Here is an 8,513-nt window from a genome sequence, read left to right on the forward strand (position 1 = left end):
TTTCAAAGATTATTGACAGTTCTAATTTGTAAAAAAATTCTTTTAGTTATCAATAGGTTCCATAAGTATAGCTAATAATCTACGACGTCTACAGGTAGTTTTAGAAAACCTTATTTTTCTATGTTCCATTTCTAATATTCAGGTCGGAATAGTTCCATTGAAACTTTTTCATTACCACACCTGCTCTCTTACAAATATCAATAAATACAACACTGTTTGCTCACCTCTTTAAACAGTGTTATTTTTTCGAAATTGAAAATTAACCATAAAATGTAATCGGTTACAGCAGAGCATAAAATATGTCTTTTTTATACATGTAGTTAATAAAACATCGGAAATAATTTTTTCACATTATTTGTAAGCCCTTACATTTTTCAAACCATAATACCTACTCTTTATATAATTTAATATATATATTCTATATAAAATCTGATTATCCTTTTTTAAAATAATTCCATACCTTATAAATGGCTGCTCTTGCCATCAGAAATGTAAAATGAGCCTTTTGGAATCTTTTATAAAAAACTGCTACCGGGAAACCTCCAGTAGCAGTTTTTGAAAACAATTTAAAATCCCAATCTCTCTTTTAAATAATCCCTTACTTTGTCTATTTCAACTCTATCTTGCTCCATTGTGTCTCTATCCCTTATTGTAACTTTATTATCTTCCAAGCTGTCAAAGTCCACGGTTATGGCAAAAGGAGTCCCGATTTCATCTTGTCGACGGTAGCGCTTGCCTATGCTGCCGGTATTGTCATATTCCATATGGTAGTATTTTTTCAAATCTTGATATATTTTTCTTGCCAGTTCTTCTAAAGGCTCTTTTTTGGAAAGCGGAAGAACAGCGCATTTTATTGGTGCAATTTCCGGTTTAAAGCGAAGAACTACCCTGGTTTCACCCTGAACCTCTTCTTCATCATAGGCATCGCATAAAAGCACCAATACGGCTCTATCTGCACCAAGGGACGGTTCAATTACGTATGGAACAATTTGTTTGTTTTCAACAGGATCAAAATAGGTTAAAGACTTCCCAGAATACTCAATATGTCTTGAAAGATCGAAATCCGTGCGGTTTGCAACTCCCCAAAGCTCACCCCATCCGAAAGGAAACTTGTATTCTAAATCGGTGGTTGCTTTGGAATAATGAGATAGCTCTTCAGGTGAATGGTCTCTTAAGCGCAAGTTTTCGCTCTTGACTCCTAATGATACAAAAAAGTCAATCATAAACTGTCGCCAGTACTCAAACCATTTTTCATCATCACCGGGCTTTACAAAAAATTCTAGTTCCATTTGTTCAAATTCTCTTGTCCTAAAGGTAAAGTTCCCCGGAGTTATCTCGTTTCTAAAGGATTTACCTATTTGAGCGATGCCAAAGGGCAGCTTCATTCTGCTAGAATCTAACACATTTTTAAAATTGACAAATATGCCCTGAGCTGTTTCGGGGCGAAGATATACTATTGAACTTGAATCCTCAGTAACACCTTGATAAGTTTTGAACATCAAGTTGAAGACCCTTGCATCAGTCCAATCTACCATACCGCAGGTAGGGCATTTAATTTGATTCCCATGTACAATCTCAGTGAGCTCTTGGACGCTTTTGCCCTCCACTTTCATATTAAGGGCATCCTCAATAAGATGGTCTGCCCGAAATCTTGATTTACACTGCTTGCAATCTATCAGTGCATCATTAAAGCCTGCCACATGGCCTGAAGCTTCCCATACTCTTGGGTGCATCAATATAGCACTGTCAATGCCTACAACATCATCCCTCTCTTGAACTATTTTTTTCCACCAATACTCTTTTACATTTCTCTTCAGTTCTACTCCCAATGGGCCATAGTCCCACGTATTGGCCAGACCACCGTATATCTCTGACCCCTGGAAGATAAAACCCCTTCGCTTGCAAAGCGAAACTATCTTGCTCATGGTTTTTTCAACATTTTCTGGCATGTTTTAACCTCCTCCAAATAAATAATTGATAATATTAAAAAACCCCTAAACCTCATAAACGGTCTAGGGGTCCTTTTCTCGGACGGTTCCACCCTAGTTGCAAGCTAGTCTTAAACTTGCCTGCCACTTTTGGGATTCAAATATGTTATTGTGCAAACAACTTACTTTCTGTTCCCAGATCTTTTTTATGCTACGGAGCTCCCACCATCCCCCGTTCGCTTAAAGCAGTGAAAAAAGATCACCAGAAAGTCTTTTAAGTAAAATATATACTATTGTAAAACTGAAGTCAAGTGTTGTCCATAAATATCGGAGATAAATAAATCATCTCATAGATTTGTGACAGTTGCTCTGCTATAAGCTTTATAACTTATGTATGGGCTCTGCCAGCAGGTCAAAGGCAGCTTCCATTACTGCTTCAGAAAGTGTTGGATGAGCATGAATGGTATTGACGAGCTCTTCGGCTGTGCACTCTAATTTTATAGCAAGGCCAGCTTCAGCTGCGAGTTCTGTGGCAGATGGCCCGATGATATGAATGCCCAGTACTTCATTATATTTTGACTCTGCAATGATTTTTACAAAACCGGTTCTTTCTCCTAAAGTCATTGCCTTACCACTGGCGGCATATGGAAACCTGCCAACTTTGACATTGTCTTTAAATATTCTTCTTGCTTCTTGTTCGGTCATGCCAACAGATGCTACTTCAGGACTTGTATAGATGCAGGAGGGTATTGCTTTATAGTCAATCTTTTGCTTTTCGCCTAAAATATTTTTTACAGCGGTTATTCCCTGATGTGATGCCACATGAGCTAGCATGGATTTTCCGGTTACGTCTCCGACGGCATAAATGTTGTCTATACTTGTTTTAAGATACTCATCTACAGCTACACCTGTTTTTTCTATAATAAGGCCCAAGTCTCTGAAAGCATCAACTACAGGCGCTCTACCCGTTGCCATTAAGACCTTTTCCGAATCTATGGTTTTAGTTCCTTCTCTTGTATCAAAAGTGGTTTGCAGGATGCCATCTTGTTCTTTTATATCTCTGACAGTTGAGTTGGTATATATCTTTATACCCTGTCTTTCAAGGTGCTTTCTAAGCTCTTTAGAAACCTCTTCGTCCTGCCTTGGAAGGATTTCCGGCAGCATTTCCACTATGGTCACTTTAGTGCCAAAGGTTTTATATATGTAGCCAATTTCAAGACCTATGACTCCACCACCTATTATAAGCATCGATGAGGGAATTTGCTCGAGAAAAAGGGCCTGATCACTGGTTATGACATTATTAAGATTATGACCTGGAACTGATACGGAAGTTGGAACAGAGCCGGTGGCAAGAATTATGTTATCGGCCGTAATGGTGCTTTGCCCAGTTTCACTTGATATATGTATGGTGTTTTTATCGAATAGTTTTGCGAAACCTCGTATCACCGTAACTTTATTGGCACTAAGCAGGTTTTGTATACCGCTTGTAAGGGTTTTTACTATACGAGATGTTTTTTTCTGTAGAAGCTCCCAATCAAGACTCACATTCTCTGCTGTAATTCCAAACTCTTTGGCACTATTTATGGCTCGCAATAAATTTGCACCGTGAATTAAAGTCTTTGTGGGAATACACCCTCTGTTTAAACAGGTTCCCCCAAGCTCTCCTCTTTCAATGAGAGCTACCTTGGTTTTCTTTTTGCCTGCATAGATAGCAGCTACATAACCACCAGGACCTCCGCCTATGATAGCTATATCGTAATGCATAGCATCACTCCCTTTAAAGCAGCATGTTTATTGGTTCTTCGAGGATTTGCTTGAGGTTCTGCAGGAACTTGGCTCCAACAGCTCCGTCTATCACCCGGTGGTCACAAGATAAGGTCAGGTTCATCATTGGCTTTATAGTTATCTCATCATCTATTACAACAGGTTTTTTAATTATCTTGCCTACTGCTAATATGGCTGCCTCCGGCTGATTTATAATTGCACAGAAACTTTCTATGTCAAACATTCCCAAGTTGGTTATGGTAAATGTGCCTCCATGATATTCGTCAGGCAACAACTTCTTGCTTTTTGCCTTTTGTATCAACTCCTCCGTTTCTTTTGCAATAAAAGCAAGGCCCTTTTTATCTGCATCTTTAATTACAGGCACGATAAGCCCATCTTCTAAAGCCACTGCCAGCCCAATATTTATATGCTGCTTTAGGATGATTTTTTCCTCAGTAAAACTTGAATTGATTAGAGGATTAAGTCTTAATGCTGTTGCAGCTGCTTTAATCAATATGTGGTTATAGGACAATTTTACATCATGCTGAGCTTGTACCAAAGGTATTAATCTTTCTCTAAGATCAATAACCTTTGACATATCGACTTCAAGAGAAAGATATATGTGGGGTGCAACCTTTTTGCTGTAAGTCATACTGTCTGCTATAATTTTTCTCATGCCTATAACGGGAATGGTATTGTCTACAGCATTGTCCACATCTTGTATTATCTGATCTTCCAGATCTTGCTTTGTTATTCTTTGACCCGGGGATTTTTGTATAGCCTTCAGGTCTACTTGCCGCTCTATTGCAATTTTCTTTGCTACAGGCGTAGCTTTTACTTTGTGTTCCTGTATGTACGACAATACATCCCTTTCCACTATTCTTCCATTAGGACCCGAAGGAGTAACTTTTGAAAGATCTATCTGGTTTTCCCTTGCGACCCGTTTGGCCGCAGGAGATGCTTTAATTTTATCCGAAATTGTTTGTTTTACTGCTTCTGTTTTGTCTTCTTGCTGGAAAACCTGTGGTGATTTCTCCTGGTTTTGAGTTGATATATTATCAGCAATCCCTAAATCCGGTGATTCTTCATCGGCTTCAGCAATTATAGCAATAGGCTCACCTACTTTAATCGTTTCCCCTTCTTTAGCCATTATCTTCCTCAAAACTCCCGAGGTTTCCGCTTCATCCTCAATATTTACTTTGTCTGTCTGTATTTCTACGTATATTTCACCTTTTTTTACAGGGTCTCCTTCATTTTTTAGCCATTTAACTATGGTGCCTTCAGTCATGGTAGTGCCTAGCTTAGGCATTTTCACTATTGTGGCCATGGATATCCTCCTTTATCTCAGTACTTCTCTTACGGCTTCTATAATATTAGGTACTTGCGGTACAGCATGTTTTTCGAGATTGGGGTTGTATGGTATCGGTATATCAAGGCCAGCGAGTCTCTTTATGGGAGCATCTAGATAATCGAAGGCTTCACTTCCTGCGATACCTGCTGCAATCTCCGCCCCCCACCCGTAGCTTATAGGATCATCTTCTACTATAAGCACTCTACCGGTTTTCTTGACTGAAGAAACTACCGTTCGTAAATCTAATGGCTTTAAAGATCTGATGTCAACAACTTCAACATCTATTCCGTCTTCTTCAAGCTTTTGAGCTGCCTCTAATGCCCTTCGCACCATTATTGAACCGGCAACTATAGTTATATCTTTCCCATCCCTTTTTACATCGGCTTTTCCTATAGGCACTGTGTAATCTCCTTCAGGAACTTCTCCTTTAGTCCAATATAAAAGTTTATGTTCCACAAATACTACAGGGTTGTTATCTCGAATTGCAGATTTAATAAGGCCTTTTACATCATAAGGTGTGGAGGGCATTACGACTTTAAGACCCGGAAAGTGAGCAAACACCGCAGGAAAGCTTTGAGAGTGCTGAGCCGCAGCTCCGGTGCCACATCCCATGGGGCCACGAATAACCATAGGCACTTTGGCTTTTCCGCCAAACATATATCGATTTTTTGCCCCCTGATTTACCAACTGGTCCATAGCAATAGTAAAGAAGTCAAAAAACATGATTTCTGCAACCGGCCGCATACCGCACAGGGCAGCACCAACGGCAGCTCCCGCTATAGCTGCTTCAGATATAGGAGTATCAATTATCCTGTTTTCTCCAAATTCTTGAAAAAGCCCTTTGGTCACACCAAAGGCACCACCGTAAAGGCCTACATCTTCGCCTATAATAAAGACATTTTCATCACGAAGCATTTCTTCTCTTAGACCTTCTCTTAACGCCTCTATATAAAGCTTTTCAGCCATTATTTTCGCCTCCTATGTTTTTATGCATATACACCTTCCATAATTTCTTCTACCTTAGGTTCAGGGCTGTTTTGCGCATACTCTAGAGCCTTTTTAATCTCGTCCTCAACTTCTTTTTCAATTTTGTTAAGTACCTCTTCCTCTATGCCTTCAGAAATCAGTTGTTGTCTGTACCTTTTTATGGGGCATTTCTGTTTCCACTCTTCTTCTTCCTCTCTCGTCCGGTAAACCCTCGGATCACTCTTTGAATGGCCAAGCCAGCGATAGGTTTTGGCCTCTATTAGAGATGGCCCTTCACCTTTTCTCGCCCTTTCCACAGCTTCCTTTACCACGTTGTACACAGCTTCCACATCATTGCCGTCAACTATGATACCTGGAATGTTGTAAGCTTTTGCCCTATCCGCTGCATTCTCTACAGCACTTGCCTTTTTAAATGGCACCGACATGCCGTAAAGGTTGTTCTCACATACATAAACTACAGGCAATTTCATAACTGCAGCCAGGTTCACAGCTTCATGGAAAGCTCCCTGACTTGTAGCACCATCTCCAAAAAAGCACAAAGTCACCTTTCCATCTTTTTTCAATTTGGACGCTAATGCTGCCCCAGTCGCTATTGGTATGCCACCAGCGACAATACCATTGGCACCTAAGTTGCCCATTTCCAGGTCTGCTATATGCATTGATCCTCCTCTTCCTCTGCAGTAACCGGTCTCTTTTCCTAAAAGCTCTGCAAACATTTGCGGAAGTTTGCCGCCTTTGGCAATGCAATGACCGTGCCCTCGGTGAGTGCTGGTTATCATGTCTTTTTCATCCAGGGCTGCTATTGCGCCTACAGCAGATGCTTCCTGGCCAACAGATAGATGACAGGTCCCCCAAATTAGATTTGCTTTAAATAGTCTATCAACTTCCAGCTCAAAGTTTCGTATTTCGTGCATTTTGCGATACATCCAAAGTTTTTTCTCCTTGGACAGAGTCATCGAATCAGCTCCTTTTTTACTTTTTATGAACAAATATTAATATTAAACTTAAAAAGAGATTTTGGCACGCACACTCTAACGGCAAGTTAAATATTTACCACTTGACAGATTTTCACGTCACAAGTTATGCATACTGATCTATATGTATCTGGAAATGCAAATCCCATGCCAGGCACGGCATATATTGTTGGAATATGAAAAATTATCTCAAATAACCTTCTCTTGCAGTCTGCGAAGATGTAGAATTAGTGAGTCTTCATCCAGTTCCACCATATCGTAAGTCAGTGTTTCTCCTTTTTTTACATCGGCTTTCAACTTTACTTTAGAATTGACTAGCCCTAGCGGTAAAGCTCTATCTTTTTTGGCATTAGCATAGGTATCTATTACGCCATATACTGTATATCCTCCTATGCCGTCCAAATACTCGCCTGCCTTTAAGTCCTTCTTTGCTACGGCAACCGTTTCAGCGACCGGTGCACCTTTTGGCGCTATGGTTGGTTCGTGATATATGTATGCCCTGGCTGCAGATAAAGGTGTTTCAATACTGGTAAGATGATAAGGTCTGTAAAAAACATAGTTTGGTCCTTCACCCATAGACAGATAAGCCATCTCTTCCTTCACTGCTAGAAGATCAGTGGTTACTATGACAAAAACTCCCGGCGCTACCCCATTAACATATTCTACAACTTTGTAACTATCCAAAATGCCTCCCTGTTCCTTAAGACTAAAGAGTTTTGGCAACTCTTTCACAGTTGCTTTGGGGCCTATTAATCCTTTTTTCGTCGGTAAAAATCCAATTGCATTGGAAACACATGTCATCTCTACCATTGTTTTGGTTCCTCAATGAAAGACGTTAACATTTTTGGATTCATATTATTTGCTAGGGCCTTTTCTCTGGCTGTATCAGGAGTCGCTTCCACGTTTAGCGGATTGTTTTTGCCTTTACCCGCAACTAGCACCTCAAATCCCATAGCATCTGCAAAATCGTATAATTCTTTTATGGCACCAGGTTCATCGCCTGCAGAAACTGTATAGACTACTCCGGCACTGTCAGCCATCTTCTTCAATATTGGCCCTACGGTAACATCGGTTTCCACATTGAGCATTACAATGTGTTTTCCATTATAAATCGAATCAAGGGTAATTCTGGCTCCTGTTTCTGGAACTCCAGTGGCATCTATTACTACATCAGTTGCTAAAGATTTGGTTACTACATCAAGATTATCAGTTATAACATACTTCCCTTTCTGTATGCCATTGTCCGCTTCTGAAGGCTTACTGGCAAAAACAATATCCTCACTTTTAACCCCAGCAAGTTCATATGCTCGTTTAGCCCTCTCCACATCTAAGTCAGATATAATTGCTGGGTAAATTCCCTTCATGCAGAACATCTGGCTTACCATACCGCGTCCCATTTGTCCAGCTCCAACTACGCCCATTTTGATTTTTTTACCTTGTTCATCCAGTTCCCTTAGCTTAGTATTTAAATTAAGCATAATGTAACATCTCCCTCTATAATCTTTATTT

At 40.0% G+C, this 8,513-nt stretch carries 5 protein-coding genes and 1 pseudogene; all 6 read right to left on the minus strand.

Annotated features, from left to right (window positions below; genetic code table 11):
- Positions 1-566: 566 nt before the first annotated feature.
- The 6 genes and pseudogenes from JT739_RS08120 to JT739_RS12945 all read right to left on the minus strand — a co-directional run bounded on the left by JT739_RS08120 (position 567) and on the right by JT739_RS12945 (position 8,482).
- Entirely contained in the window at positions 567-1,949 is a 1,383-nt protein-coding gene (locus JT739_RS08120; protein ID WP_237660606.1) for a glycine--tRNA ligase, read from the minus strand.
- Between the two features lie 360 nt (positions 1,950-2,309).
- A complete protein-coding gene (lpdA, locus tag JT739_RS08125; protein WP_237660607.1) occupies positions 2,310-3,692 on the minus strand; it encodes a dihydrolipoyl dehydrogenase in 1,383 nt (460 codons plus the stop codon).
- Between the two features lie 13 nt (positions 3,693-3,705).
- Entirely contained in the window at positions 3,706-5,019 is a 1,314-nt protein-coding gene (locus JT739_RS08130) for a dihydrolipoamide acetyltransferase family protein (protein WP_237660608.1), read from the minus strand.
- 12 nt (positions 5,020-5,031) lie between these two features.
- Positions 5,032-6,009: an alpha-ketoacid dehydrogenase subunit beta gene (locus JT739_RS08135; protein ID WP_237660609.1), complete on the minus strand. Its 978-nt coding sequence runs from the start codon at positions 6,007-6,009 to the stop codon at positions 5,032-5,034.
- Positions 6,010-6,029: 20 nt separating this feature from the next.
- Entirely contained in the window at positions 6,030-6,986 is a 957-nt protein-coding gene (locus tag JT739_RS08140) for a thiamine pyrophosphate-dependent dehydrogenase E1 component subunit alpha (RefSeq protein ID WP_237660610.1), read from the minus strand.
- Between the two features lie 207 nt (positions 6,987-7,193).
- Positions 7,194-8,482: pseudogene (locus JT739_RS12945) on the minus strand (NAD(P)H-dependent oxidoreductase).
- Positions 8,483-8,513 lie beyond the last annotated feature (31 nt).

Origin of the sequence: Tepidanaerobacter sp. GT38 (assembly GCF_021991635.1) — a bacterium.
GTDB lineage: Bacteria > Bacillota > Thermosediminibacteria > Thermosediminibacterales > Tepidanaerobacteraceae > DTU063.